Here is a 24,308-nt window from a genome sequence, read left to right on the forward strand (position 1 = left end):
CGAAACGGCACCCCTCGATCGGTGTCGGAGGGTGCCGTTTCGACAGGGTTCAGCGGGTGAGCGCGGCCACCGCCTCGGCCACGGGCAGCGTCTCGCGCTCGCCCGTGCGGCGGTCCCACAGCTCGACCTGCCCCTCGGCGGCGCCGCGGCCCACGATGAGGATGCGCGGGATGCCGACGAGCTCGGCGTCGCCGAACTTCACACCCGGCGAGACTTTGGGGCGGTCGTCGTAGAGCACGTCGAGCCCCGCGGCCTCGAGGTCGGCGGAGACGGTCTCGGCGAGCTCGAACGCCGCGGCGTCACGGCCCGTCGCCACGACATGCACATCGAACGGCGCGACCGAGGTCGGCCAGATCAGCCCCTTGTCGTCGTTGTTGAGCTCGGCGATGATCGCGAGGATGCGCGTGACGCCGATGCCGTACGAGCCCATCGTGACGGTTGCCAGCTTGCCGTTCTCATCCAGCACCTTCAGCCCCAGAGCCTCGGCGTACTTGCGGCCGAGCTGGAAGACGTGGCCGATCTCCATGCCGCGCGCGAGTTCCACGGGACCGGACCCGTCGGGCGCCGGGTCTCCGGCGCGCACCGTCGAGACCTCGACGAAGCCGTCACCGACGAAGTCACGGCCGGCGACGAGCGAGTGCACGTGCTTCTGGTCGATGTTGGCTCCGGTGATCCACGCTGTGCCGTCGACCACGCGGGGGTCGAGCACGTAGCGGATGTTCGTCGCCGACTCTTCGCCCAGCACGGGTCCGGTGGGCGACCAGGGACCGATGTAGCCCTTGACCAGCAGCGGGTTCTTCGCGAAGTCCGCCTCGGTGGCGGCCTCGACCTCGGCGGGGGCGAACGCCACCTCGACGCGCTTGTCGTCGACGTCGCGGTCGCCGGGCAGGCCCACGACGACCAGCTCGCGCGTGCCGTCGAGGTGCGTGAGAGCGAGCACCACGTTCTTGAGCGTGTGCGCGGCGGTCCAGGCGGCGGCCTCGGCCGTCGCGGGGCCCGCGATGCCGGGCGCAGGTGCGTCGAGGTGGGCGTTCGCGTGATCGACGAGCGTCGCGATCGTCGGGGTGTTCGGGGAGTCGAAGATCACGGGCTCGGGCCGTCCCTCGATGGGGAGGGCCTCGGGTGCGACGGTGGTGAACGCCTCCACGTTGGCCGCGTAGCCGCCGGCGGAACGAACGAACGTGTCCTCACCGATGGGCGTCGGATGCAGGAACTCCTCCGACTTCGAGCCGCCCATCGCACCGGCGTCGGCCGCGACGATGACGTATTCGAGACCCAGGCGCGTGAAGATGCGCTCGTAGGCGTCGCGCTGAGCCTGATACGACCTGTCGAGTCCGGCATCCGTTGCGTCGAACGAGTACGCGTCCTTCATCGTGAACTCGCGGCCGCGCAGCAGGCCCGCGCGGGGACGCGCCTCATCGCGGTACTTGTCCTGGATCTGGTAGATCGTCAGCGGCAGGTCTTTGTAGGACGAATACAGGTCTTTGACGAGGAGCGTGAACATCTCCTCGTGCGTGGGCGCGAGCAGGTAGTCGGCACCCTTGCGGTCCTGCAGGCGGAACAGCGCGTCGCCGTATTCTTCCCAGCGTCCGGTGACCTCATAGGGCTCGCGCGGAAGCAGCGCCGGGAAGTGCACCTCGAACGCCCCGGCGTTCGCCATCTCCTCGCGCACGACCGTCTCGATCTTGGCCTTGACCTTCAGCCCCAGCGGCAGCCACGCGAAGATGCCCGGCGCATTGCGACGGATGTATCCGGCGCGCACGAGCAGGCGGTGGCTCGTGACCTCGGCATCCGAGGGGTCTTCGCGAAGCGTGCGGAGGAAGAAGTTCGACAGACGGGTGACCACGATCATCGAGTCTAGAGCGGTGGATGCCATGGCTTCACCCGTAGGCCCGCTCGAACAGCGCTTCCGCCACACGGGCGGCAGCAGCGGGGCGATCGGCTTCGGCGACACTCTCTGGAAGACGGACGCGCATCCAGTTCCCGTCGACGAGGACGTCGGCGTCGAATGACGTCAGCTCGCCCACATCCACGGTCGTCAGGCGAACCATGTCCGTCGCCCGACCGCCCGTCGCGGGCACCGCATCGCCCAGGTCCGCCTGGTCGTACGCCCACTCACCGCCCGGGAGCCACATCATCAGGGCACCCGTGCCGTCCGTCCAGGGGTCGTCGCCGGGACCGACGTATGAGCAGAACGGGGCATCCCAGTAGCCGGAGAGCATCCAGGACTCGATGCTCCACCCGCCGCCTTCGTGTCGGATGGACATGTCGGCGATCCCGACCGCCTCCCCGAAACGCTCCGCGGACAGAATCCCGCTGCATTCACCGGTGAGGAGTGTGGTGCCGGTCGGAGGCTCCCACTGCGCGGCGGAGGGCGGCGACGCGAGAATGTCCCCGCGAAGAGCCTGATAGGCCGCCTCGATCTTCACCGGATCGCCGCTGGAGCCGTTGTCCGTGGGTGCCGTTCCGGCGTCCACCAAGAGGTACGTCCCATCGATCGACTCGCACGGGAGACTCGCCCCGCAGTCGGGCCCGACGACCGACTCGCGATCCTCGATCGCCCCCTGCGCGTCGGGGATCATGGCGACGGTGACCCACGTGCCGCCGATGTCACCGAACTCGCAGTACAGCGCTCCCGCCTGGGCGAACGAGTACTGCAGCGGCCCCTGCGTCCACGCATTGCCGCGCGAACGCGGGATCGTGGATGCCACGTCGGGCACCTCCCCGTCGAAGAACTCCGCAACTCGCGGGGCCACGTCGTCGCATCCGAAGGCGAAGCGGGAGACGGGCTGCGTCACTGTCCGCTGTTCGCCGACGGTCGGCGTCGGTGTGGGAGTCGGCTCGGGGATGGGCGGGAGCGTCACTGTCGGGGTGGGGGTGTTGGCGATCGGCGGCGCGCTCAGCGTCGAGGTCGCCACGACCCCACCGGCGATCGCGACCACCAGAACAGCCGCCACCGATCCCGCGATCCACGCGTTCCGGTGCGCACCGGCGGGGCTGATGTCGCGGGCTCCCCCCACGATCCGCGCCCGCATCGCCGCACGCTCATCAGGCGTCAACTCATCGTTCATGCCCGCGCTCCTTCCTGCGCGAGCTCGCCACGCAACTTCGCCTTCGCGCGGGCCAAACGCGACTTCACCGTTCCCACCGGAACACCCAGAGCCTGAGCCACTTCCCGCTCCGAGTACCCCTCCAACACCGACAACACCACCACCGCCTGCTCCCGCTCCGGCAACCGCCGCAACGCGACCAACACCTCACTGTCGTCATGCACCTCGAACACCGACGCCCCCGCAACCGGCACCCGATCCAACAACGCCCGATACCGCCGCCCCGACCGCTCCAGATTCCGCGCACAATGCGCCACCGTGTTCAACAACCACGGCAACGGCGACCCCTCCACCACCCGCACCGACGCCCGCCTCCGCCACAACTCGAAGAACGCCACCGTCACGGCATCCTTCGCATCCTCCCGATGCGTCAACAACCGCGACGCATGCCGGAACAACCGCGCCTCATACCGATCGAACAACACCGCCAAAGCCTGCTCATCGCCCCTGAGTACCCGAGCCCACAGCCCGGCGTCATCAACATCCACACCCCGTAGTGTCCGCGACCACACCAGAAGTTCCCGACTCCGGCGCGATCTCGATCACGAACCGGTAACGAGTTCGCGCCCCGCGTCCCGCGCGCTCACCGCGGGGGTTCTCGGGTGAGGGCGTGCAGCCCCGATGGATCCGCGGTGATCACCGGCGGTGTCGCGCTCGTCCTCGACGCGCCCCTCCGGAGCGCGACCGCCGCGACGAACGGGAGCGACGATGTCTCCGGCGACGATGTGCTGGCCGACAAGCTTCGGTTCTTCACCGAGTACCCGCCCTCCGTGCTCGTGCGGGAACGTCTGCGGGCGGAGTTCGACCTGGGCTGACCGCCCGGCGGACTCACTCCCGGGGCACGGCCCGGGCGAGGGCGACGAGGGCATCGAGTCCGGATGCCATGCCGTCGCGCGGCAGGTGGCCGGCGACCACCAGCGTGGCCATACCGTGGGCGAACGACCACACCGCGGCCACCGCCGCCTCGAGCGCGGCCCCGCTCAGGGCGGTGTCGACGGTGGCCAGCACCTCTGCCAGCAGCTCCTCGTTCGCGCGGATCAGCGGAGCCATCTCCGCGGACGGCGACCCGGGTACGCAGATCTCGGGGTCGAAGACGAGGGCGAAACCCTGCGGGTGCGCGGCGGCGTAGCCCACGTAGGCTTCCGCGATCGACCGGAGAGCCGGTATCCCCGGCGAAGCCTCAGCATGCGCCCGCCTCTGCGCGTCGAGAAGCTGACCCATGTGCCGCTCCGACAGTCGCTTCAGCAGCGCTTTGCGGTCGGCGAAGTGGTGGTACGGCGCGTTGTGACTCACCTCGGCGCGACGAGCGACCTCGCGCAGGCTGAGCGCACCGACTCCCCCCGCGACGAGGAGCTCGTCCGCCGCGTCGAGCAGGGCCGGAGCCAGATCTCCGTGGTGGTACGTCGTCGATCGGGACACACGCACGATGCTAGACGGCGCGGCGGGGGGCGTGAGGTCATCCCGCGGGCCCCGTCGTCGGAGAGACGGCGGGGCCACCCGAGGTCACAGCAAGATGCGCTCGGCGACGACTTTGCACATTCCGTCGCAAAACACGCTATCTTGCTCCTGCCCACATTCTTGACAGTGTCCACATTGGAGCATCCCATGACCGCCCTCATCATCGACGGCCACCCCACGTCCGATTCCCTCACCGCGACCCTCGCGCGTCGCTACGCCGCCGCCTACGGTGACGCGGACCTTCTGTCCGTGCGCGACCTCGACTTCGACCCCGTTCTTCGCGGAGGCTACCGCGCACCGCAGCCCCTCGAGCCCGACCTTCAGCGCGCACTCGATGCTCTCCTCACCGCGACGCACGTGGTCGTTGCAACCCCTGTCTGGTGGGCGTCGACCCCGGCGCTTCTGAAAGGCTTCTTCGACCGCGTCCTCCTGCCGAAGCAGACGTATCGCTACCGCCCCAACGGACTGCCCGAGGGGCTCCTCCCCGCCCGCACCGGCCGCCTCCTCGTCACGAGCGACTCCCCGCGCTGGTTCCTGACCTGGACGGGCGACCCGACCGTCCGGCAAGTCCGTAACCAGACCTTGCGGTTCTGCGGAGTCACGACGGTCCGCACGACGCGTTTCCCCTCCGTCCGAACGGCCGACGATCGCACCCGTGCCGCGTGGCTCGCGGGGGTGGAGGAGGTCGCTCGTCGTGACGCGCGGGTGCGTCATGCCCGGGTCACGGTCGGCGTCCGCGCCTGAGCCGACGACCTCGACATAGCCTGGAGCGATGACCACCGTCTTGCTCACCGGCTTCGAGCCGTTCGCCGGCGATGCCACGAACCCCTCCGGCGACGCGGTCCGTCTCGTCGGCGAGCGGTGGACCGGCGAGGAGCGGCTCGTCGTCGAGGTGCTGCCGGTGTCGTTCGTCACGGCGGCGGCGCGACTCCGACGGCTGCTCGACGAACACCGCCCCGACCTCGTCATCGCCACCGGTCTGGCGGGCGGGCGCACGCGCGTCACGCCGGAGCGGATCGCGATCAACCTCGCCGACGCCCGGATCCCCGACAACGACGGCGATCAGCCCGTGGACCGACCGGTCGTCGCCGGCGGCCCCGCCGCCTTCTTCGCAACGCTCCCCGTCAAGGCCATCGCCGCGGCCCTGAACGACGAAGGAATCCCGTCCGCCGTGTCGCACTCCGCGGGCACCTTCGTCTGCAACCACGTGATGTTCACCGCACTGGACGCCGTCGACCCCGGCGTGCGCGCGGGATTCGTGCACGTACCGTACGCGCGCGAAAGCGCCCCCGAGGGAGCGGCATCCCTTCCGTTCGACGACATCGCGCGAGCTGTCGAGCTGACGGTCCGCACCGCGCTCGAGGTGCGCGACGACATCGCGGCACCGGGCGGCACGCTTTCCTGACGCGATCGGGTCAGCCCGCACGCCGCCCGAGGTGCAGGACCGCTCGCACGAGAAGGCCCGTCGCCAATGCCCAGAAGGCCGCACTGACTTCCGCGATGGCGATGCCGGATGCCGCCACGAGGAACGTCACGACAGCCGGCGTCCGCTCCCCCGGGTCATCGATCGCCTGCTGGACGGCCGATCCGAATGCCGCGAACAGCGCGACGCCCGCGACCGCGGGGATGACGCCCTCGGGCGCGAGAAGGACGATCGCCGCGAAAGCGGCAGACAGCGCCCCCAAGACGAGGTAGGTCCCCCCGGCGGAGACGCCCGCGACCCACCGTCGCTTCGGATCGGGGTGCGAGTCGGGACCCGCGGCGATCGCCGCGCTGATGGCCCCGAGGTTGACCGCGTGACCGCCGGCGGTGGCGGCGAGCATCGAACCCGCGCCGGTCACGAGCATCGCCGGACGCCACGGGATCGTGTAGCCGAGGCTGCGCATGACGGCGACGCCGGGCACGTTCTGCGAAGCCATCGTCACCACGAACAAGGGAAGCGCGATGCCCACCACCGACCCCACCGTGAGGGCGGGGGCCGTGAAGGCGAACTGCGGCACGAGGCTTGCGGCATCCACGTCCACGCCCGTCTGCGACAGCGACACGGCGACCACGACGATGGCCGCGACGAACGCGAGTGGTACGGCCCAGCGAGGCAGGAGACGGGATGCCACGAGCCACACGATCAGCACCGGAGCGACGCCCCACGGATCGGCGACCAGGCCGACGAACGGCTGGACGCACAGGGGGAACAGCACCCCCGCCAGCATCGCCTGCGCGATCGACGGCGGAATCCGGGCGATGAGCGCGCCGAGCGGCGGGAAGGGCGCTGTGCAGAGGATGAGCGCGCCGGACACGAGGAAGCCGCCCACGACGGCGGGCCAGCCCCCCTCGACCGAACCGGTCGCGGCGAGCAGGGCGACGCCGGGAGTCGACCAGGCGATCGTGATGGGGATCCGATAGCGGCTGGCGAGCAGGATGCACCCGATCCCGACGACGACGGTGATCGCGAGGAGGCCGCTCGCCGCCTGCTCGGGCGTCGCCCCCACCGAGCGCAGGCCCGTGAGCACGACGGCGAAGGTGCTCGTGAAACCGACGAGAGCGGTGACGACCCCCGCGATGAGCGGACGCGTGAGGGAGGCGGGAGAAGTCTCGGGCATGAGACTCCCGACGTTAGCGGACGACGACGCCGCCGCCCGCGCGCTGCGCTCTCCGGCCTGCGCGTCCCCGCTCAGGCCGTGATGACCTGCGCGGTCCCGGTCGCGGCATCCGGACCCATCTCGTCGGCGAGGCGGTTGGCCTCTTCGATGAGGGTGCGCACGATCTCGCTCTCGGGAACGGTCTTGATGACCTCGCCCTTGACGAAGATCTGGCCCTTGCCGTTGCCGGACGCGACGCCCAGATCGGCGTCACGCGCCTCGCCGGGTCCGTTGACGACGCAGCCCATCACGGCCACGCGCAGGGGAACCGTCATGTCTTTGAGGCCCTCGGTGACGTCGTCGGCGAGCGTGTAGACGTCGACCTGCGCGCGACCGCACGAGGGGCACGACACGATCTCGAGCTTGCGCTCGCGCAGGTTCAGCGACTGCAGGATCTGGTGGCCGACCTTGACCTCTTCGGCCGGAGGGGCCGAGAGCGAGACGCGGATCGTGTCGCCGATGCCCTCGGAGAGCAGGATGCCGAAGGCCGTCGCGCTCTTGATGGTGCCCTGGAACGCGGGGCCGGCCTCGGTCACGCCGAGGTGAAGCGGCCAGTCGCCCCGCTCGGCGAGCAGGCGGTAGGCCTTCACCATGACGATCGGGTCGTTGTGCTTGACCGAGATCTTGAAGTCGTGGAAGTCGTGCTCCTCGAACAGGGATGCCTCCCACACGGCGCTCTCGACCAGCGCTTCGGGGGTGGCCTTGCCGTACTTCTCGAGCAGGCGACGGTCGAGCGAACCGGCATTCACACCGATGCGGAGGGAGACCCCCGCGTCCTTGGCGGCCTTGGCGATCGCGCCGACCTGATCGTCGAACTTGCGGATGTTGCCCGGGTTCACGCGCACCGCTCCGCATCCGGCGTCGATGGCCTGGAAGACGTACTTCGGCTGGAAGTGGATGTCGGCGATGACCGGGATCTGGCTCTTCTTCGCGATGATGTGCAGCACGTCGGCGTCGTCCTGAGAGGGGACGGCGACGCGCACGATCTCGCACCCGGATGCCGTGAGCTCGGCGATCTGCTGGAGGGTGGCGTTGATGTTGGTCGTCGGCGTCGTCGTCATGGACTGGACGCTGACGGGGGCGTCGCCGCCGACGAGGACCTTGCCGACCTTGATCTGACGGGTCTTGCGACGAGGCGCGAGGACCTCCGGCACGCGGGGCATCCCGATGTTCACTGCAGGCACGCCCACAGCCTACGCCGCTGCACCCGGACGGGGGCTGAGGGCGCTCTGTGGTAGGTTCGGCGCCATGCGTGCACACACATCTTGGTGGCCCACCGTCTAGGCGGTGAGCGCGCATGCAACAGACCGCCCTCCCCCTGGGGAATCCGGGCGGTCTTCGTGTTTCCGGCGGCCGCTCCGGACCCTCGATCACAGACGGAAGTACCTCGATGACCGGGCCCGACCCCTCCTCCCTGATCCACGATCTCCTCGCCGGCTCTGCACCCTTCGCTCTCATCGCGCGCGACGGCGCGACGGTCGAAGTGCTCACCGGTGACGTCGTCGACGTCGACCTGCTCGCCGACATCCCGCTCGTGGATGCCGCCGGCACCGCGCGCGAAGTCCTCGCCCTGGTGCCCTACCGGCAGGTCCGCGAGCGCGGCTTCGTCTGCCACGACGACGGCGCCCCCCTTCGCTGCCTGGTGGTCGGGGAGCGCGTGGTGCTCGACCGCGCCGAGGCCATGGCATCCCTCCCCTCGTCCCCGGTGCCGCTGGCGGACGCCGGCTTCGACATCGCCGACGAGGAGTACGCCGACATCGTCCGCCGCGTGATCGCGGAGGAGATCGGTCGCGGCGAGGGGGCGAACTTCGTCATCCGCCGCGACTTCGTGGCAGGCGTCGACGTCGATCCGCGCCTCGCGGCGCTGACGTGGTTCCGTGCCCTGCTCGAGCACGAGAAGGGCGCCTACTGGACCTTCGCCGTGGTCACCGCCGACCACATCGCCGTCGGTGCGAGCCCCGAGGCACACGTGAGCGCCCAGAACGGCATCGTGACGATGAACCCCATCTCGGGCACGTTCCGTCATCCGGCGGGAGGGGCGACCGCCGACACGCTCGCGGAGTTCCTGCGTTCGACCAAGGAGACCGAGGAGCTCTTCATGGTCGTCGACGAGGAGCTGAAGATGATGTCCGCCGTCTGCAGCGACGGCGGACGCATCACGGGTCCGCACCTCAAAGAGATGTCGCGCCTGACCCATACCGAGTACATGCTGCGGGGACGCAGTGACCTCGACCCGCGCGACATCCTGCGCGAGACGATGTTCGCCCCCACCGTCACCGGCTCGCCGATGCAGAACGCCTGCACGGTCATCGCCCGCCACGAGACGACCCCGCGCGGGTACTACTCCGGAGTCGCGGCGCTGTTCACCCCGAACGGGGCCACCGAGGGGCCGACCCACGATCTGGACGCCCCGATCCTCATCCGCACCGCCTACCTGGTGGACGGACGCCTGCGTGTCCCCGTCGGGGCGACGCTCGTGCGTCACTCCGACCCCTACGGCGAGGTGGGCGAGACCCACGGCAAGGCCGCCGGCGTGCTCGGTGCCATCGGCGCGATCCCCCGCGACAACGCCCCCGCCGCGCCGGTCGCCGCGGACCCGGCCTCCGACCCCGACGCGCCGACGGCCCCGCGCCGCCCGCTGGCGGAGGATCCCGCGATCACGGAGCTGCTGGCATCCCGTAATGACCGTCTCGCCCCGTTCTGGATGAACCCGCAGGACCCCGACGGTTCGGGCCCCTTCGCGGGGAGGAGTGCCCTCGTGGTGGATGCCGAGGACCGCTTCACCACGATGCTCGCTCACCAGCTCCGCCACCTCGGCCTCGACACCCGCATCGTGCACTGGTCCGACGTCACGGATGCCGAGCTCGACGCGGTGGACCTCGTGGTCTCGGGTCCCGGCCCCGGCGACCCGCGCGACGACAGCCCGCGGATGAGGGCCATGCATCACGTCGTGTCGCGTCGCCTCCTCGGCCGATCCCCCCTGTTGGCGGTGTGCCTGAGTCACCAGATCCTCGCCGGCCACCTCGGGATCGACCTCGCTCCGCTCGCACAGCCCCACCAGGGACTGCAGAAGAGCGTCGACGTCTTCGGCGAGCCGGCCTCGATCGGCTTCTACAACACGTTCACCGCGCGCGTCGCGCCCGGGACGACCGAGCGCGGCGTGACCGTGGGTGTGGTCACCGCCGACGCGCCGTCCGACGTCGACGCCCCGCCCACGACCCCCACGGGCGACCTCGACATCCTCGCCGAGGTCGCAGCGGACGCCGAGACGGGTGACGTCTACGCTCTGCGCGGCCCGGGCTTCGCGAGCGTGCAGGGGCACCTGGAGTCGATCCTGTCGCGTGACGGGATGCGCACTCTCGAACGGCTCATCGCCCACGCGCTCTGACGGGGGGCCTCGGCTCACCCGCGACGCGGGGAGGGGGACGTCTGGGGTGAAAACCCCCACCCCCTCCCCCGTCCTTTCGTGACCTCCGGCATCGGCCCGCGGCGCATCGTCCCTACGTTCGCGAGGTGACGAACTCGTCACGTGCGCCGTGCGCGGCGAGTATCCGTCCCCAGCCCGGGGTGTGAGCGTGGTCATGATCCACCGGACCTCGACGCCGCAAAGGCGCGAGAGCCGAGGAGCCTGACGACGAATGCCACCCCACCGGGACACCGCCCCGACCCCCGCCGCGATCTCCCCGGTCACGCTCCCGTCGCGGTCACGCCCCGAGCGGTCGCGCCCGGTGCGCGCCCGGCGGGCGGTGCGCTGACGTGCCCGGCTTCGTCGTCGGTCTTCTCGTCGCCTTCGGTGGCGCCCTTCTGCTCGCCGCGGGAAGCGAGCTGCAGTCGCACGCGGTCCACCGCGTCGAGGGACGGTGGAGCCTGTTCCTGCGCTCACCCGTGTGGTGGGCGGGCTTCGCCCTGCTCGCCACGGCGATCTCGACGAACTTCGTCGCGCTCTCCCTCACGCCCGTGAGCGCCGTGCAATCGGTCAGCATCGCCGCTCTCGCGGTGTCGACCGCATTCGGCGCCCTGACCCGACGGGTGGTCGTCTCGCGCCGGGTCGTCGCCTCGATCCTGCTCTGCGTGGTCGGAGACATCGGCTTCATCGCGGTGCTGGGAACACACCCCGCGGCTGCGAGCCCCCGGTCGGCCGATCTTCATCTCACCGCCGTCACCGCCATCCTCGGCACACTCCTTGCCATCGGGATCGTGGCGATGCTCCTGGGCGGGGCGCGTCGTTCCCGCCCCGTGCAACTGCTCGCCCTCGTCGCCGGGGCGACCGTCTTCGGCAGCATCACGACGGTCTTCAAAGTGATGGTCGAGCTCTCGCAGCGCGACGGCGTCGCCGCCGCTCTGTCGTCTCCCGCCGCCTGGGGCAGCCTGTCGATCGTCGCCGTGGGCGGGATCGTGGCCAACGTCCTCCTGCAGCGAGCACACAGATCCTTCCCCCCACCCGCGGTCGTCGCGAGCATCACGGTCATCGATCCCCTGACCGCCGCGGTCATCGGCATCACGGTGCTCGGCGAGAGCGCGCTCACCCCGACGGCGACGGGTCTGCTCGTCGTCTCCGCGGCGATCGCGTGTCTCGGCGTGGCCGGGCTGGGGCGCCTCACGCGCCGCGATCCCGCACTGACCGTTTCCCATCCGAGCGCATGAACCATCCGGAGTCGACCATGCACATCGCCTTCTTCAGCGACCAGAACCCCGCCACTCTGGGGGGACTGCAGGTGTCGCTCGGACTGCAGCGGGAGTTCCTCGAGCTCGCCGGTCACACCGTCACCGTGTGCGCCCCGACCAGCCGACGCGCTCCCACCCGCCGATACATGCGCGACAGCGACGTGCTCCTGCGGTCGACACCCGTCGGCGACCATTCCTTCAACCTCGCCGGACCCATCGCCGACCGGGCGACGGACGCCGGATTCGCCCGCCGCCCGCCGGTGGATCTGGTGCACGTCCAGGCGGACGTGTGGGGCGCGTGGAACGGCTACCGGTTCGCGCGTCGCCACGCGCTGCCCGTGGTGCACACCATGCACACCAACGTCGAGGTGGGACTGCCCGCCATCATGCCGTTCCCCCGAGCGGTGTTCCGTCTGCTCTTCGCCGCGCAGCAGCGGCACATGCGCACCGACCATATCCGCGACATCGCCGGCTACACCCGCGCCTTCGCCGACTCGGCCGACGCCCTTATCGCACCGAGCACGCACTTCGTTGAACGCCTGCGCGGGTACGGCATCTCGCAGCCCATCTCGGTCGTCCCGACGGGCATCGACGATCGGGTCGCGCGGCTGCTCCGCGCTGAGAGCGTGCTCCCGCGCACGCGCCCCCTCCTTGTCTGGCCGGGGCGGATCAGCCAGGAGAAGCGGCTGGACGAGCTCATCGAGGCCTTCGCGCTGGCCGACGTCGACGCCGAGATCCACGTGTACGGTTCGGGTCCGGAGCGCGGGAGGTGCGCAGCGCTCGTCGCACGGCGGGGACTCGCGTCGCGGGTGCGCTTCTTCGGGGCCGTGGCGCACGGCACGGTGCTCCGCGCCATGCGGCACGCCGACGCCGTCGTGCAGACCTCGCTCGATTACGAGACACAGGGGCTGACGGTCTACGAAAGTGTGGGCCTGGGCACACCGGTGATCGTCCGCGACCCCAAGATCGCGCTCGACCTCCCTCCCTCCGCGCGTCACGACGTCGCCGACAGCTCCGTCGGCGCGCTCGCCGACGCGCTCTCCTCCTTCGTGAGAGCGTGGCCGACGGCGGCGACCCCGCCTGTCGACGCCGTCGAAGCCTTCGCCCAGAGTCGCCTGACCGAACGCATCGTGGCGATCTATCGCGCCACCATCGCCCGATCTCGTCCGACATCGTATGCGGCGTGACGCCGCTCCTGCCCCGACCGGGGCGGTGGAACCCGAGCGCGTCGACATCGAGGTGGCCGGATGCCGCACGGCGACGTTCCGCTACGGCGATCCCTGCGGACCCGTCGTGCTCGCGCTCCACGGATTCCGCGGGACGCACGCCGGTCTCGCCCCTCTCTCGCGAGAGCTCGCCGCCCGGGGGTTTCGCGTCATCGCCCCCGACGCGCCCGGGTGCGGGGCATCCGACAGACTCCGCGGTGTCCATGATGTCGAGGCCGTCGCCGGATGGTTCCGCGAGCTGGCCCGTGCGTGCGGGAACCCCGGAACTCTGCTCGGGCACTCTTTCGGGAGCGTGGTCGTCGCTGCGACCGCGGCGCGCCGTGGAGAGGAGGGCACCGCCGTTCTGATCAATCCCGTCGCGAGCCTCCCCCTCGACGGCGTCTCGCGCCACGGGGCGTCTCTCGCACGGCTCTTCTACGCGGCGGCCGGCCGCCTCCCGGAGCGAGCGGGACGAGCCCTGCTGGCTCACCCCCTCGGCGCCGTCGTGAGCGCCGCCGTGATGACGACGACACGGGACCGCACGCTGCGACGGTGGATCCGCGACGAGCACCGACGTCAGGCCGGCGCGTTCGCCGACCGGGACAGCGTCCTCCAGCTCTATCGTGCGGCCATCGCCGCGACGGTCGTCGACCATGGGCCCGCCCTGATGTGTCCGACACTCATCATCGGAGCGGAACGCGACCAGCTGAGTCCTGTCGCCGCCCAGCGGGCGCTCGGGGATTCCCTGGCAGATGCGACCGTGCGCATCCTGCCGGACCACGGGCACCTCATCCCCTACGAGGCACCGGGGGTCGCGGCCGAGACGATCGACGCGTGGCTCACCGCGCAGCAGCGCCGGGCGGAGCACGACCCGGCGTGACGATCCCGGGTCAGAGCAGCTTCACCGGGTTGAAGATGTCGGCCAGGAACAGAACGCTGCCCATCCCCACCAGCAGGATCACGACGACGAACGTCACGGGCACGAGGCGGGTGGCATCCACGGGCCTGGCGATCCGGCCGCGAGCGCGAGCGATGAGTCTTTTCAGTCCGTCCCACAGCGCCACGACGACGTGTCCGCCGTCGAGCGGGAGGAGTGGGATGAGGTTGAAGACGAACAGGGCGATGTTCAGTCCGCCCAGCAGCAGGATCATCTGCTGGACGCGATCGACGATGGGCGCGTCGACCGCGGCGATCTCGCCCGCCATGCGGCCCGCACCGACCACGCTCATCGGGCTGTCCGCGTCGCGCGGCTGCCCGGTCAGGGTGTCGACGGCGACGTCGTAGATGCGCACGGGCAGCTGCGTCATGATCTGCATCACCTGGCCGATGTACTGTCCGGTCGCATCGACGCCCGTCCAGATCGGTTGTTGAACGAACGAGGTCTGGGGGCGCAGCCCGGCGAACCCGATGGTCTCGTACTCGGGTGCTCCCGCGGCATCCGTCACGGGGCGCCCCTGGGCGTCCACGACGGCGCGGTCGCTCGGTTGCGGGGTGAAGGAGATCGTCTGCTCCGCGCCTCCCCGCTCGATGACGAGCGACAGGGGCTTCCCCGGTGAGGCCTGGATGATCGCTGCCGCCTCGTCGAACGTCGACACGGGCGTGCCGTCGATCGAGATCATCTTGTCGCCCGGCTGGATGCCGGCGGCCGCGGCGGGCGCGACCGGATCCGACGGCTCGCACTCCTGACGCTGCTGGCTCGCCGGGATCACGCACTCCGACACCGACGAGACGGTGGTGGTCCCCTGTTGGATGCCGATGGCACTCAGGGCGATCGTGAACAGCACGACGGCGAGGACGAGGTTCATCGCCGGACCGCCGAGCATGATGACGACGCGCTTCCAGACCGGCAGTCGGTAGAACGCCCGGTCGTCACCTCCGATGAGCGTCTCCGCGTTGGCATCCCGAGCGTCCTGGACCATGGTCGAGAAGAAGCGCGAGCGCCGCGTCGACGGCTGCTCCCCCTCGGGCGCCGGCGGGTACATCCCCGCCATCGAGATGAAGCCGCCGAGCGGCAGGGCCTTGAAGCCGTACTCGGTCTCGCCGATGCGGCGCGACCACAGCGTCGGCCCGAAGCCGATCATGTACTGGCCGACACGCACGCCGAAGATCTTCGCGGGGAGCAGGTGGCCCATCTCGTGCAGCGCGATCGAGACGGCCAGTCCCACCACGAGCACGAGCACGCCGATGAGGAACGCGATCGCAGTCACCCGCCGACGATACCGCCGCCGCCCTTTGAAGCACCCGTGCGGCTCCGATGCCGAGACTGTGCAAGAGCGGATGAGACAATGGACAGGATGCCGACCGACGCCGCCCCGAACCTCCCGCCCGTGCTCCGGCCCGAGCGTCCGCCCCAGCGCGACCTCGCCGAGCTCGCCCGCCGATTCGGCGGCCGCAGCGTCGGGAAAGTCGAAGGCACGGTCCTCACCGGGATCACTCTGGCCACCGCCGATCTGCGCGCCGGGGAGGCGTTCGTCGCGATCCGGGGTGTGAATCGTCACGGAGCGGAGTTCGCGGTCACCGCCGCCGAGCGCGGTGCCGTCGCGGTCATCACCGATGCCGACGGCGCCGAGATCGCGGCATCCACGGGTCTTCCCCTCGTCGTCGTCGACGACCCTCGGGCACTGCTCGGCGACCTGTCGGCGTGGGTGTACGGGACGGGACCCGGCGACGATCTCCCGCAGCTGCTGGCCACCACCGGGACGAACGGCAAGACGAGCGTGTCGCACCTGCTCGAGGGGATCCTCGGCCAGCTCGGGGTCGTGACGGGACTGTCGTCGACCGCTGAACGCCACATCGCGGGCGAGGTCATCGTCTCGCGATTGACGACGCCCGAGGCCTCCGAGTTCCATGCGTTGCTCGCCCTCATGCGCGAGCGCGGCGTCGAGGCCGTCGCCGTCGAGGTGAGCGCGCAGGCCCTCACCCGTCATCGCGTCGACGGTCTGGTGTTCGACGTCGCCGGCTTCACCAACCTCACGCACGACCACCTCGACGACTACGCCGACATGCGGGAGTACTTCGAGGCCAAGCTCCCGCTCTTCCGCCCCGATCGCGCGCGCCGAGGCGTCGTGTGCCTCGACTCCGCCGCCGGTGCCGAGATCGTGGCCCGGGCCGAGATCCCCGTGGTCACGATCGTCACCCCCGCGATCGCGGAGAACGCGGATGCCGACGCCGACTGGACGGTCGAGATCGTCGATGAGCGTCAGGAGGGCACCGAGTTCACGCTGCGCTCGCGAGACGGGCGCTCGTTGACCACCGTCGTCCCGGTGATCGGTCGGCACATGGCGGCGAACGCGGGCCTGGCGATCGTGATGCTGCTCGAGACGGGGTACGCGTGGGAGCGCGTCGTCGACGTCCTCGACGGCGGCCGCATCGACGCGTCGCTCCCGGGGCGCACCCAGCTGGTGTCCGGATCCCAGGGGCCCGCCGTGTACGTCGACTTCGGCCACTCCCCCGACGCGTTCGAGAAGACGCTCGCGGCCGTCCGGCGCGTGACACCCGGCACGGTGGTCATGCTCTTCGGCGCCGACGGCGACCGTGACGCGACCAAGCGCCACGATATGGGGCGGACCGCGGTGCTCGGCAGCGACATCCTCGTCGTCACCGACCACCACCCCCGGCACGAGAACCCGGATGCCATCCGCGACGTGCTCGTCGAAGGTGCGCGCCGCGCTCGCCCCGACGCCCGCATCCTCGAGTTCACGCCGCCGGAGCGAGCGATCCTCGAGGCCGTGGCGCTCGTGGGCGAGGGCGACGCGATCCTGTGGGCTGGTCCGGGCCACCAGGACTACCGCGACATCCGCGGCGTCCGCACTCCCTACTCGGCGCGCGAGCTCTCGCGTCGCGCCCTACGCGCGGCCGGCTGGCCCGTTCCCGACCCGCAGTGGCCCGTGCCCTACCCGACCGACGAGACCCCGTCGTCCGACCCCGAGCGACCGGTCGACTTCCCCGCCTGATCGCGGAGCGCGGGCCGCACGGGCTCAGACGACGACCGACAGATCGATGTCCCAGAAGCCCTGTTCGCCCGGACGAACCTCGTAGCGCATCAGGAAGCCCTCGCGGTGCGGACGGCGTTCGGCGGCGAGGGCTTCGACGAGGCACGTCAGGGCCTCGGCGTACCACCCGAGGTCGTGAAGTCCCACGGCGTCGGTTCGGCGAGCCGCGAAGATCTCGGTCCGGGCGGGGAGGACCCCCGTGACGAAACCCGCGACGAGGTCTCGACCGGCGGTCTCCGACACGGGCCAGCACAGGGTGACGTCGTGCGTCTCCTGGTCACGGACCCTCGTGCTCACCCAGTGCGGTCCGGTGACGTCGACGCCCGCGCGGGCGAAGCGGTCGGACGCGTCGTCGTCCGCCGCATCGCGCTCACTCGGCTCCCCGTGGATCGGGTATCCCATGAACGCCTGTTCCGGTACGTCCCGTCGAGCGATGGCGACCTCGGCGGGTGACTCGGCGAAGGTCTGCAGCACCGCGTCGAACGCCGCGTCGTGTCGCCGGCGCTCTCGGAGGACGCGCTCGCGCTGCTGCTCGAGGGCGTCGACGCCACCCGGCGAACCGAGAACGCGCGCGATGACGGGCAGCGGGACATCGGCCTCGCGCAGCGAGAGGATGATCAGGGCCTCGCGGATCTGGCGTGGCGCATAGCAGCGACGTCCGCTCGCGTCGTCGACGCGCGCAGGAGCGAGCAGACCTTGCTCGTCGTAATGACGAAGGGCTTTGACAGTGAGGCCCGTCAGGGCTGAGAACTCTCCGATGTGCAACATGCGTTCAGCCTCGATGCTCCCCCGAGGGGAGGAGCAAGCGGTCAGCGCTTCGCGATCACGGCGTCCGCCGTTCGGCGGGCCCACGCCTCGGCATCGGCGAGCGATTCGCGCGTGAGCGTCGCGGGTGGCTCGTGCCGGTCGACGACCGCCTCGATGACCTCCAGGATGCCGAGGAAGCTCAACCGGCCCTCGTGGAACGCGTCCACCGCCTGCTCGTTCGCGGCGTTGAACACAGCGGGATAGGTCGCCCGGGCGCGACCGACCTGCTTGGCGAGGGCCACGGCGCCGAAAGCCTCCTCGTCGAGGGGCTCGAACGTCCACTGCGACGCCCGCGTCCAATCGATCGGTGCTCCCACCCCGGCGATACGCCGTGGCCAATCGAGCCCGAGGGAGATGGGCAAGCGCATGTCGGGCGGGGAGGCCTGGGCGATCGTGGAGCCGTCGACGAACTCGACCATCGAGTGCACGATCGACTGCGGGTGGACGACGACGTCGATCCGGTCGTACGGCACGTCGAAGAGCAGGTGCGCCTCGATCACCTCGAGGCCCTTGTTCACCAGGGTCGCGGAGTTGGTCGTCACGACGCGACCCATGTCCCATGTCGGGTGGGCGAGCGCCTCTGCCGGTGTGACGTCGACGAGATCGTGCCGGTCACGTCCGCGGAAGGGGCCTCCGGACGCCGTGAGCACCAGCCGACGTACCTCGTGCGCCTCGCCCGAACGCAGGGCCTGCGCGATCGCCGAGTGCTCGGAATCCACCGGCACGATCTGCCCCGGCGCGGCGAGCGCCGTCACGAGGTCGCCCCCGACGATGAGCGACTCCTTGTTCGCGAGGGCGAGCGTGCGCCCCTTCTCGAGAGCCGCGATCGTGGGGCCGAGACCGACCGACCCGGTGATGCCGTTGACGACGACGTCGGCCTCGATGTCTCGGACGAGCTGTTCGGCTTCGACGGCGCCGAGGGCGACGTGCTCGACCCCGAACGCCTCGGCCTGTGCCTGGACGCCGGCACGGTCGGAGCCGGCGGCCAGGCCGACGACCTCGAACCGATCCGGGTTTGCACGAATGACGTCGAGCGCCTGCGTGCCGATCGAGCCGGTGGAACCGAGGAGGAGGACGCGGCGCATCCCGTCAGCCTACTGAGCGGCGGGTGTCGCGTGCTGGACGCCGAGGATGTCCACCACGAAGACGAGCGGCGAGCCGGCGGGGATGCCGGGCTTCTCCTGGTCGCCGTAGCCCGCCGAAGCCGGCATGACGACGACGACCTGCGAGCCGACCGTCTGCCCCTCGAGTGCCTGACGGAAACCGTCGACGACACCGGTCGTCGGGAACTGTGCGGGCGAGCCGTTCTTCCAGCTCGAGTCGAACACCTTGCCCCCGTCGTAGAGCGCGCCGGTGTACTGCACGATGACCTGGTCGCCGGGATTCACGACGTCACCCGTCCCCTGACGAAGGTTCTCCACGCGGGTCTCGGTCGGAGCCGGGCCCGTCGGCACCGGGAGGATCTGGTTGCCGTCGGCATCGGTCGTCGTGGTCGGCGCGCCGTTGTCTTCGAAAGTGAACGCCGGCATGCCCTCGGCCGGGGCGACCTCGGCTCCCTCGGCACGCGTGGGGAGCTCCTCGATCGCGTCGGCGACGAGCACGAAGGCGGGTGACCCCTCCCCGAGCGCACCGGCCGGGAAGCTCGACACCGTGCGCGAGCCGATGGTGGCGCATTCGAGCGAGGCGCCGAAGATCTGCTGCGACTCCACCAACGTGTCCATCCCGCTCGGCGCCGAGTCCAGGGACTGCAACTGCACGGCCCCCGTTGCCGCGTCGAGCAGTGTGTAGTTCGCCTTGAGGACGTCACCGGCTCGCACCTGCTGACCCGATCCCTCGATGAGAGTGGTCCGCGACAGCTCGGTCGGGGCGTAGCCCTGCGGGAGGGTCACGCTCACCGCGCTCTGGAAGTCCCCCGACACCTGCAGGCCGTCGGGAACGGCGGCATCGGGGAGAGCGCTCTGGCACTGCCCCGCGTCGGGGCTCGCGCTGGCATCCGGGCTCTCGCTGGCATCGGGCGATCCGCTGCATCCCGCCAAGAGCAGTACTGCGGCGGTGGCGACGGACAGGGAAGCGATCGGGCGGAAGCGCACGGAGGACCTCTCGGAGAAAGACAGGGAGCCTCCATCCTCCCGCATCCGGCTTTGTCGGGGCTGGGAGTCCCCGTGCGCGCGAGGACGGGCGCGCGACCGGGCATGCGCGGCCGGGCATGCGGTGACGAGTAATCTCGACGGGTGAGTTCCGACGAGTCCGGCGCCGTGGCCGTCGCCCCGCCGAAGCAGATGGGCGCCGCCTACGGCCTCGGGCGTTTTCTCATCACTCCTCTCGCCCGGGCGATCTATCGCCCGCACATCGAGGGGCGGGACAACGTCCCTCGCACCGGCCCGGTGATCTTCGCGAGCAACCACCTGTCGTTCATCGACTCGATCGCGATCCCCGTGGCATCCCCGCGTCCGGTGCACTTCCTCGCGAAGTCCACCTACTTCGAGAAATGGGCCTCGCGACAGTTCTTCACCGCGATCGGCGCGATCGCGGTCGAGCGCGGAGCAGGCAAGGCCGCCCTCGACGCCCTCGACCAACAGCGCGAGCTCCTCGAGGACGGCCGCGCGGTCGCGCTCTACCCCGAGGGCACGCGGTCGCTCGACGGCCGCCTCTACAAGGGGCGAACCGGGGTCGCCTTCCTCGCGCTGCAGACCGGGGCCCCCGTCGTACCCGTCGGTCTCGTCGGCACCGACAAGGTCATGCCCGTGGGCGCCAAGGTGCCCACGACGAAAGAACGCATCACCGTGCGCTTCGGCACGCCCCTCGATCTGTCTCCGCACGGCCCCGCGAGTTCCGGACGCGCGCGGCGCGGCGCCACCGATGAGATCATGGCCGCGATCCACGCCCTCAGCGAGCAGGAGCTGGCGGGTGCCTACAACGAGGCGCCGGCCCAGACCCCGCTCGAGCGGATCAAGCAGGTCCTGCCGCACGAACGACTCTGATCCTTTTCCTCCTTGACGCGGCGGCGCACGGCGAGCAGGGTCGGGAGGGACGGCCCCGAACCGTCACCGCCACGACGAGGAGGCACCGTGAAGAAGTTCGTGAACGACCCGGCTGACGTGCTGGCCGAAGCCCTGAGGGGCATCCAGGCCGCCTTCCCGCAGCTTCGCGTCGACGCAGAGAATCGGGTGATCCTGCGGGCGGAGCCGACCCCCGCGGGAAAGGTCGCGCTGGTCTCCGGGGGCGGATCGGGACACGAACCCCTGCACGGCGGTTTCGTCGGGCGCGGCATGCTCGACGCCGCCGCGGCGGGCGAGGTCTTCACCTCCCCGACCCCCGATCAGGTTCTCGCCGCCACCCAGGCCGTGGATTCGGGCGCCGGTGTGCTGCATATCGTGAAGAACTACACGGGTGACGTCCTGAACTTCGAGATGGCGGCCGAACTCGCTGCCGCCGAGGGCGTGCAGGTCGAGGCGGTCGTCATCGCGGACGACGTCGCGGTGCAGGACTCGACCTGGACCGCGGGCCGTCGCGGCACGGGCACGACCGTGATCCTCGAGAAGATCGTCGGTGCCCTGGCCGAGGAGGGCGCCGATCTCGCCGCCGTCGCCGCGCTCGCGCGCCGCGTCGCGGCTTCGGGACGCTCGATGGGCGTCGCGCTCACCAGCTGCACGGTGCCCGCCGCGGGGCGGCCCACCTTCGAGCTGCCCGACGACGAGATGGAGGTCGGTGTCGGCATCCACGGTGAACCGGGGCGGTCGCGCGTGAAGTTGGCATCCGCGCGCGAGATCGCGAAGCTCATGGTCGACCCGATCGTCCACGACTTCGGCGAGCCGGTCGGGCCCGCGATCGTGCTGCTGTCGGGCTTGGGCGCGACCCCCCTGATCGAGCAGTACCTCTTGTACGGCGAGATCGCGCCCCTGCTGTCCGATGCCGGCGTCGACGTCCAACGCGTCCTCATCGGCGACTACATCACCAGCCTCGACATGGCCGGAGCATCGCTCACGGTCGTCCACGCCGACGACGAGATGCTGCGCCTGTGGGACGCGCCCGTCGTCACTCCGGGCCTGCGGTGGGGCGCATGAGCGACGTCGTCTCGATCGAGGATCTCGTGGCCTGGATCCGCGCGTTCCAGCGAGCCGTTCAGCAGCACAAGGACGAGCTGACCCGCCTGGACTCCGAGATCGGCGACGCCGACCACGGGTCCAACATGGCGCGCGGGCTCGACGCGGTCGTGGCGAAACTGGACCCCGCCCCGGCGACTGCGCCCGAGGTGTTCAAGACCGTCGGCATGACCCTCGTCTCGTCCGTGGGCGGTGCCAGCGGTCCGCTCTACGGCACGCTCTTCCTGCGGATGGGTCCGCCGCTGGCGGACGCAGACGTGGATGCCGCCACACTCGGCGCCGCCCTGCGCGCCGGGGTCGAGGGGGTCGTCGCCCGCGGCAAGGCCGAACTCGGAGACAAGACGATGATCGACGCCCTGTTCCCCGCGGTCGACGCGTGGGACGCGGCGGTCGCCGACGGGGCGGGACCGGCGGAAGCCGCCCGCGCTGCCGCCACTGCTGCGGCCCGCGGGCGCGACGCCACCGAGCCCCTCGTCGCGCGCAAGGGGCGCGCGAGTTACCTGGGCGAGCGCAGCGCCGGACATGTGGACCCGGGCGCGAGTTCGGCGGCTCTCCTCATCGACGCTCTCCGCGACACGCTGGCGCGAGCGTGATCGGCCTCGTCGCGGTCTCGCACAGCCGGGCGCTGGCCGACGCCGCCGTCGAGCTCGCGTTGCAGATGGGAGGCGATCGACCGCCGACCGTCCGAGTGGCCGCCGGTGGTCCGGACGGGGATCTCGGAACGGATGCCATCGCGATCGCGACGGCCATCGACGAGGCGGACAGCGGGGACGGTGTGCTCGTCCTCATGGATGTGGGCTCCGCGATCCTCAGCGCGGAGACGGCGCAGGAGTTCGTCACGGCCCCCGACCGCGTCCGCCTGAGCTCCGCGCCCTTCGTGGAGGGGCTCGTGGCGGCGGTGGTCACGGCGGCGGGCGGTGCCGACCTCGACACCGTCGCGACCGAGTGCGCCGCCGCCGGAGAGGCGAAGAGGCAGCAGCTGGGTGACGCACCCGTGTCCGCCGCCGAGGGAGTCGCGGCATCCACGAGCACGCCCGACGATGCGTCGTCGTTCGAGGCCGTCATCACCAACCCGTCGGGTCTGCACGCGCGTCCCGCCGCCACGTTCGTGAAGACCGCATCCCGCTACGACGCCGACGTGCGCATCACCGACCTCGAGGCCGCGTCCGAGGCCGTCTCGGGACGCAGCCTTCTGGCGCTCATGGCGCTGGGCGTGCGTCAGGGTTCGCGCGTGCGCATCAGCGCGACGGGCCCCCAGGCGCAGGCGGCTCTGACCGAGCTGCGCGCCCTGATCCAGGACGGCTTCGGCGAGCGCTGACGACCCTCAGCGCGTGACGCTCAGCAGGCGGCGCGCCAGCGCCTCCTCGACGACGAGCTCGGTCACCAGTCCCGCGGCGAGCGCGCCACGCAGCGCGTCGAGCTTCGACAGACTCGACACGACGCAGAACCGCCGCGGGATGCGGCGGACCGTGTCGAGGTCGGGCCCGCTGGAGCGGGCGTTCAGCTCGGGGATGTCGCTCGAGCCGTCCACGCGGTAGAAGACCGTCGCGCAGTCCCCCACCACGCCCTCGCGGTCGATGACCGCCCGGTCGCGTTCGTCGAAGTAGTCGCTGCTGTACACGTGAGACGGCACGTCGGCCTGGGGCGAGCCCAGACCGAACACGAACAGCCCCACACGCTCCTGGATCTCCAGGACCGAGCGCACCGACCGCTCGCGCCACATCGCGCGCTTGGTCTGCGGGTCGTCGAACAGCGCCGGCACCGGGAATTGGTGCACCGACGACGACCACGCCGTGCCGAAGCGCGACAGGATCTCCCCCGCGTACGGGATGCCGCTGGTGCGGACGTTGGCAGCACCGTTCATCTGCACGATGTGGGTGTCGTGAACGTCCTTCGCGGGGACGTGACGAGCGATGGCGGAGAGGGTCGATCCCCACGCGATGCCGACGGTCATCGACGACTCGACCCGTTCCGTCAGGATGCGCGCCGCGGTCAGCGCTGTCCGCTCCAGGCGCTCCGCCTCGGTCGTTCGCGCGGGGGTGGGCACGACGTGCGCGGCGATCCCGAAGCGATCCGCGATCCGTTGCGCCATCTGCCCACGGGCGTCGTCGGGCGGACTGATGGAGATGGTCACCAGTCCCACGTCGCGCGCGTGCTGGAGGAGTCGGGAGACGGAGGAGCGCGACACACGCATCTCGTGTGCGATGGCATCCATCGTCAGATCCTGCATGTAGTACAGCTGCGCGGCACGGAGGGCGTCCCGCCCTCGCGCCTCTGCCTGGGTCACCATGGGCCCTCCCGTCCGCTCACCATTCTGCACGTTTTTTCA

Annotated in this window: 23 protein-coding genes; 12 read left to right on the plus strand and 11 right to left on the minus strand. The window is 70.7% G+C overall.

Going from position 1 to position 24,308, the window contains the following annotated elements:
- Positions 1–49: 49 nt before the first annotated feature.
- The 3 genes from PIR02_20080 to PIR02_20090 are packed head-to-tail and all read right to left on the minus strand — an operon-like array spanning position 50 to position 3,598.
- Positions 50–1,846: a proline--tRNA ligase gene (locus PIR02_20080; GenBank protein ID WZH39054.1), complete on the minus strand. Its 1,797-nt coding sequence runs from the start codon at positions 1,844–1,846 to the stop codon at positions 50–52.
- A 34-nt stretch (positions 1,847–1,880) separates the two neighbouring features.
- Positions 1,881–3,071 carry a hypothetical protein gene (locus PIR02_20085; protein WZH37019.1) on the minus strand — a complete coding sequence of 397 codons (1,191 nt, stop codon included), beginning with the start codon at positions 3,069–3,071 and terminating at the stop codon, positions 1,881–1,883.
- Entirely contained in the window at positions 3,068–3,598 is a 531-nt protein-coding gene (locus tag PIR02_20090) for a sigma-70 family RNA polymerase sigma factor (GenBank protein WZH37020.1), read from the minus strand. The genes PIR02_20085 and PIR02_20090 overlap by 4 nt, the downstream gene beginning before the upstream one ends.
- 144 nt (positions 3,599–3,742) lie before the next feature.
- Between PIR02_20090 and PIR02_20095 the strand changes: the two genes are divergently transcribed.
- Positions 3,743–3,925 carry a hypothetical protein gene (locus PIR02_20095; GenBank protein WZH37021.1) on the plus strand — a complete coding sequence of 61 codons (183 nt, stop codon included), beginning with the start codon at positions 3,743–3,745 and terminating at the stop codon, positions 3,923–3,925.
- A gap of 13 nt (positions 3,926–3,938) precedes the next feature.
- Here the strand turns inward: PIR02_20095 and PIR02_20100 are convergent, their stop codons facing one another.
- Complete coding sequence (locus PIR02_20100) at positions 3,939–4,529, minus strand: TetR/AcrR family transcriptional regulator (GenBank protein WZH37022.1); 591 nt, start codon at positions 4,527–4,529, stop codon at positions 3,939–3,941.
- A gap of 186 nt (positions 4,530–4,715) precedes the next feature.
- Between PIR02_20100 and PIR02_20105 the strand changes: the two genes are divergently transcribed.
- A complete protein-coding gene (locus PIR02_20105) occupies positions 4,716–5,312 on the plus strand; it encodes an NAD(P)H-dependent oxidoreductase (protein ID WZH37023.1) in 597 nt (198 codons plus the stop codon).
- 28 nt (positions 5,313–5,340) lie between these two features.
- A complete protein-coding gene (gene pcp / locus PIR02_20110) occupies positions 5,341–5,973 on the plus strand; it encodes a pyroglutamyl-peptidase I (protein ID WZH37024.1) in 633 nt (210 codons plus the stop codon).
- A gap of 10 nt (positions 5,974–5,983) precedes the next feature.
- On the opposite strand, the gene PIR02_20115 is transcribed toward pcp, so the two are convergent.
- A complete protein-coding gene (locus PIR02_20115) occupies positions 5,984–7,168 on the minus strand; it encodes a benzoate/H(+) symporter BenE family transporter (GenBank protein ID WZH37025.1) in 1,185 nt (394 codons plus the stop codon).
- Positions 7,169–7,239: 71 nt separating this feature from the next.
- Positions 7,240–8,391 carry a flavodoxin-dependent (E)-4-hydroxy-3-methylbut-2-enyl-diphosphate synthase gene (gene ispG / locus PIR02_20120; protein ID WZH37026.1) on the minus strand — a complete coding sequence of 384 codons (1,152 nt, stop codon included), beginning with the start codon at positions 8,389–8,391 and terminating at the stop codon, positions 7,240–7,242.
- 206 nt (positions 8,392–8,597) lie between these two features.
- On the opposite strand from ispG, the gene PIR02_20125 reads away from it, so the two are divergent.
- From PIR02_20125 to PIR02_20140, 4 genes are all read left to right on the plus strand, one after another.
- Complete coding sequence (locus PIR02_20125; GenBank protein ID WZH37027.1) at positions 8,598–10,595, plus strand: chorismate-binding protein; 1,998 nt, start codon at positions 8,598–8,600, stop codon at positions 10,593–10,595.
- Positions 10,596–10,963: 368 nt separating this feature from the next.
- Complete coding sequence (locus PIR02_20130) at positions 10,964–11,851, plus strand: DMT family transporter (protein WZH37028.1); 888 nt, start codon at positions 10,964–10,966, stop codon at positions 11,849–11,851.
- Positions 11,848–13,059, plus strand: a complete 1,212-nt coding sequence (locus tag PIR02_20135; protein ID WZH37029.1) for a glycosyltransferase — start codon at positions 11,848–11,850, stop codon at positions 13,057–13,059. The genes PIR02_20130 and PIR02_20135 overlap by 4 nt, the downstream gene beginning before the upstream one ends.
- Positions 13,049–13,957, plus strand: coding sequence for an alpha/beta hydrolase (locus PIR02_20140; GenBank protein WZH37030.1), 909 nt, complete (start codon positions 13,049–13,051; stop codon positions 13,955–13,957). Before PIR02_20135 ends, PIR02_20140 begins: the two co-directional genes overlap by 11 nt.
- 10 nt (positions 13,958–13,967) lie before the next feature.
- Here PIR02_20140 and PIR02_20145 read toward each other — a convergent pair whose 3' ends face one another.
- Positions 13,968–15,284, minus strand: coding sequence for a site-2 protease family protein (locus PIR02_20145; GenBank protein WZH37031.1), 1,317 nt, complete (start codon positions 15,282–15,284; stop codon positions 13,968–13,970).
- Positions 15,285–15,371: 87 nt separating this feature from the next.
- Here PIR02_20145 and PIR02_20150 point away from each other — a divergent pair, with 87 nt between their 5' ends.
- On the plus strand, positions 15,372–17,030 hold the full coding sequence (locus tag PIR02_20150) for a UDP-N-acetylmuramoyl-L-alanyl-D-glutamate--2,6-diaminopimelate ligase (protein WZH37032.1): 1,659 nt from the start codon (positions 15,372–15,374) through the stop codon (positions 17,028–17,030).
- A gap of 24 nt (positions 17,031–17,054) precedes the next feature.
- Here PIR02_20150 and PIR02_20155 read toward each other — a convergent pair whose 3' ends face one another.
- The 3 genes from PIR02_20155 to PIR02_20165 are packed head-to-tail and all read right to left on the minus strand — an operon-like array spanning position 17,055 to position 19,966.
- Positions 17,055–17,837, minus strand: a complete 783-nt coding sequence (locus tag PIR02_20155) for a MerR family transcriptional regulator (protein ID WZH37033.1) — start codon at positions 17,835–17,837, stop codon at positions 17,055–17,057.
- A gap of 41 nt (positions 17,838–17,878) precedes the next feature.
- Positions 17,879–18,961, minus strand: coding sequence for a 1-deoxy-D-xylulose-5-phosphate reductoisomerase (dxr, locus tag PIR02_20160; protein ID WZH37034.1), 1,083 nt, complete (start codon positions 18,959–18,961; stop codon positions 17,879–17,881).
- A gap of 9 nt (positions 18,962–18,970) precedes the next feature.
- Positions 18,971–19,966 (minus strand): FKBP-type peptidyl-prolyl cis-trans isomerase, encoded by a 996-nt coding sequence (locus PIR02_20165; GenBank protein WZH37035.1) that lies wholly within the window; start codon positions 19,964–19,966, stop codon positions 18,971–18,973.
- A gap of 189 nt (positions 19,967–20,155) precedes the next feature.
- Here PIR02_20165 and PIR02_20170 point away from each other — a divergent pair, with 189 nt between their 5' ends.
- The 4 genes from PIR02_20170 to dhaM all read left to right on the plus strand — a co-directional run bounded on the left by PIR02_20170 (position 20,156) and on the right by dhaM (position 23,297).
- The gene (locus PIR02_20170; GenBank protein WZH39055.1) at positions 20,156–20,857 is read left to right on the plus strand and encodes a lysophospholipid acyltransferase family protein; all 702 of its coding nucleotides are present in this window, start codon (positions 20,156–20,158) and stop codon (positions 20,855–20,857) included.
- An 87-nt stretch (positions 20,858–20,944) separates the two neighbouring features.
- Positions 20,945–21,940 carry a dihydroxyacetone kinase subunit DhaK gene (dhaK, locus tag PIR02_20175; GenBank protein WZH37036.1) on the plus strand — a complete coding sequence of 332 codons (996 nt, stop codon included), beginning with the start codon at positions 20,945–20,947 and terminating at the stop codon, positions 21,938–21,940.
- Positions 21,937–22,572: a dihydroxyacetone kinase subunit DhaL gene (gene dhaL / locus PIR02_20180; GenBank protein WZH37037.1), complete on the plus strand. Its 636-nt coding sequence runs from the start codon at positions 21,937–21,939 to the stop codon at positions 22,570–22,572. The genes dhaK and dhaL overlap by 4 nt, the downstream gene beginning before the upstream one ends.
- Complete coding sequence (dhaM, locus tag PIR02_20185) at positions 22,569–23,297, plus strand: dihydroxyacetone kinase phosphoryl donor subunit DhaM (protein WZH37038.1); 729 nt, start codon at positions 22,569–22,571, stop codon at positions 23,295–23,297. Before dhaL ends, dhaM begins: the two co-directional genes overlap by 4 nt.
- A 6-nt stretch (positions 23,298–23,303) precedes the next feature.
- Here the strand turns inward: dhaM and PIR02_20190 are convergent, their stop codons facing one another.
- Positions 23,304–24,269: a sugar-binding domain-containing protein gene (locus tag PIR02_20190; GenBank protein WZH37039.1), complete on the minus strand. Its 966-nt coding sequence runs from the start codon at positions 24,267–24,269 to the stop codon at positions 23,304–23,306.
- Positions 24,270–24,308: the final 39 nt, after the last annotated feature.

Source organism: Microbacterium enclense (assembly GCA_038182865.1).
GTDB classification, from domain to species: Bacteria; Actinomycetota; Actinomycetes; order Actinomycetales; family Microbacteriaceae; genus Microbacterium; species Microbacterium enclense_B.

Excerpts from the sequence above, each read along its gene's own strand:
- PIR02_20125 (WZH37027.1), top strand. The coding sequence starts at position 8,598 with ATGACCGGGCCCGACCCCTCCTCCCTGATCCACGATCTCCTCGCCGGC.
- PIR02_20135 (WZH37029.1), top strand. The coding sequence starts at position 11,848 with ATGAACCATCCGGAGTCGACCATGCACATCGCCTTCTTCAGCGACCAG.
- dhaL (WZH37037.1), top strand. The coding sequence starts at position 21,937 with ATGAGCGACGTCGTCTCGATCGAGGATCTCGTGGCCTGGATCCGCGCG.
- PIR02_20190 (WZH37039.1), bottom strand. The coding sequence starts at position 24,269 with ATGGTGACCCAGGCAGAGGCGCGAGGGCGGGACGCCCTCCGTGCCGCG.
- dxr (WZH37034.1), bottom strand. The coding sequence starts at position 18,961 with ATGCGCCGCGTCCTCCTCCTCGGTTCCACCGGCTCGATCGGCACGCAG.
- PIR02_20105 (WZH37023.1), top strand. The coding sequence starts at position 4,716 with ATGACCGCCCTCATCATCGACGGCCACCCCACGTCCGATTCCCTCACC.
- PIR02_20140 (WZH37030.1), top strand. The coding sequence starts at position 13,049 with ATGCGGCGTGACGCCGCTCCTGCCCCGACCGGGGCGGTGGAACCCGAG.
- PIR02_20170 (WZH39055.1), top strand. The coding sequence starts at position 20,156 with ATGGGCGCCGCCTACGGCCTCGGGCGTTTTCTCATCACTCCTCTCGCC.
- PIR02_20085 (WZH37019.1), bottom strand. The coding sequence starts at position 3,071 with ATGAACGATGAGTTGACGCCTGATGAGCGTGCGGCGATGCGGGCGCGG.
- PIR02_20115 (WZH37025.1), bottom strand. The coding sequence starts at position 7,168 with ATGCCCGAGACTTCTCCCGCCTCCCTCACGCGTCCGCTCATCGCGGGG.
- PIR02_20155 (WZH37033.1), bottom strand. The coding sequence starts at position 17,837 with ATGTTGCACATCGGAGAGTTCTCAGCCCTGACGGGCCTCACTGTCAAA.
- pcp (WZH37024.1), top strand. The coding sequence starts at position 5,341 with ATGACCACCGTCTTGCTCACCGGCTTCGAGCCGTTCGCCGGCGATGCC.
- PIR02_20150 (WZH37032.1), top strand. The coding sequence starts at position 15,372 with ATGCCGACCGACGCCGCCCCGAACCTCCCGCCCGTGCTCCGGCCCGAG.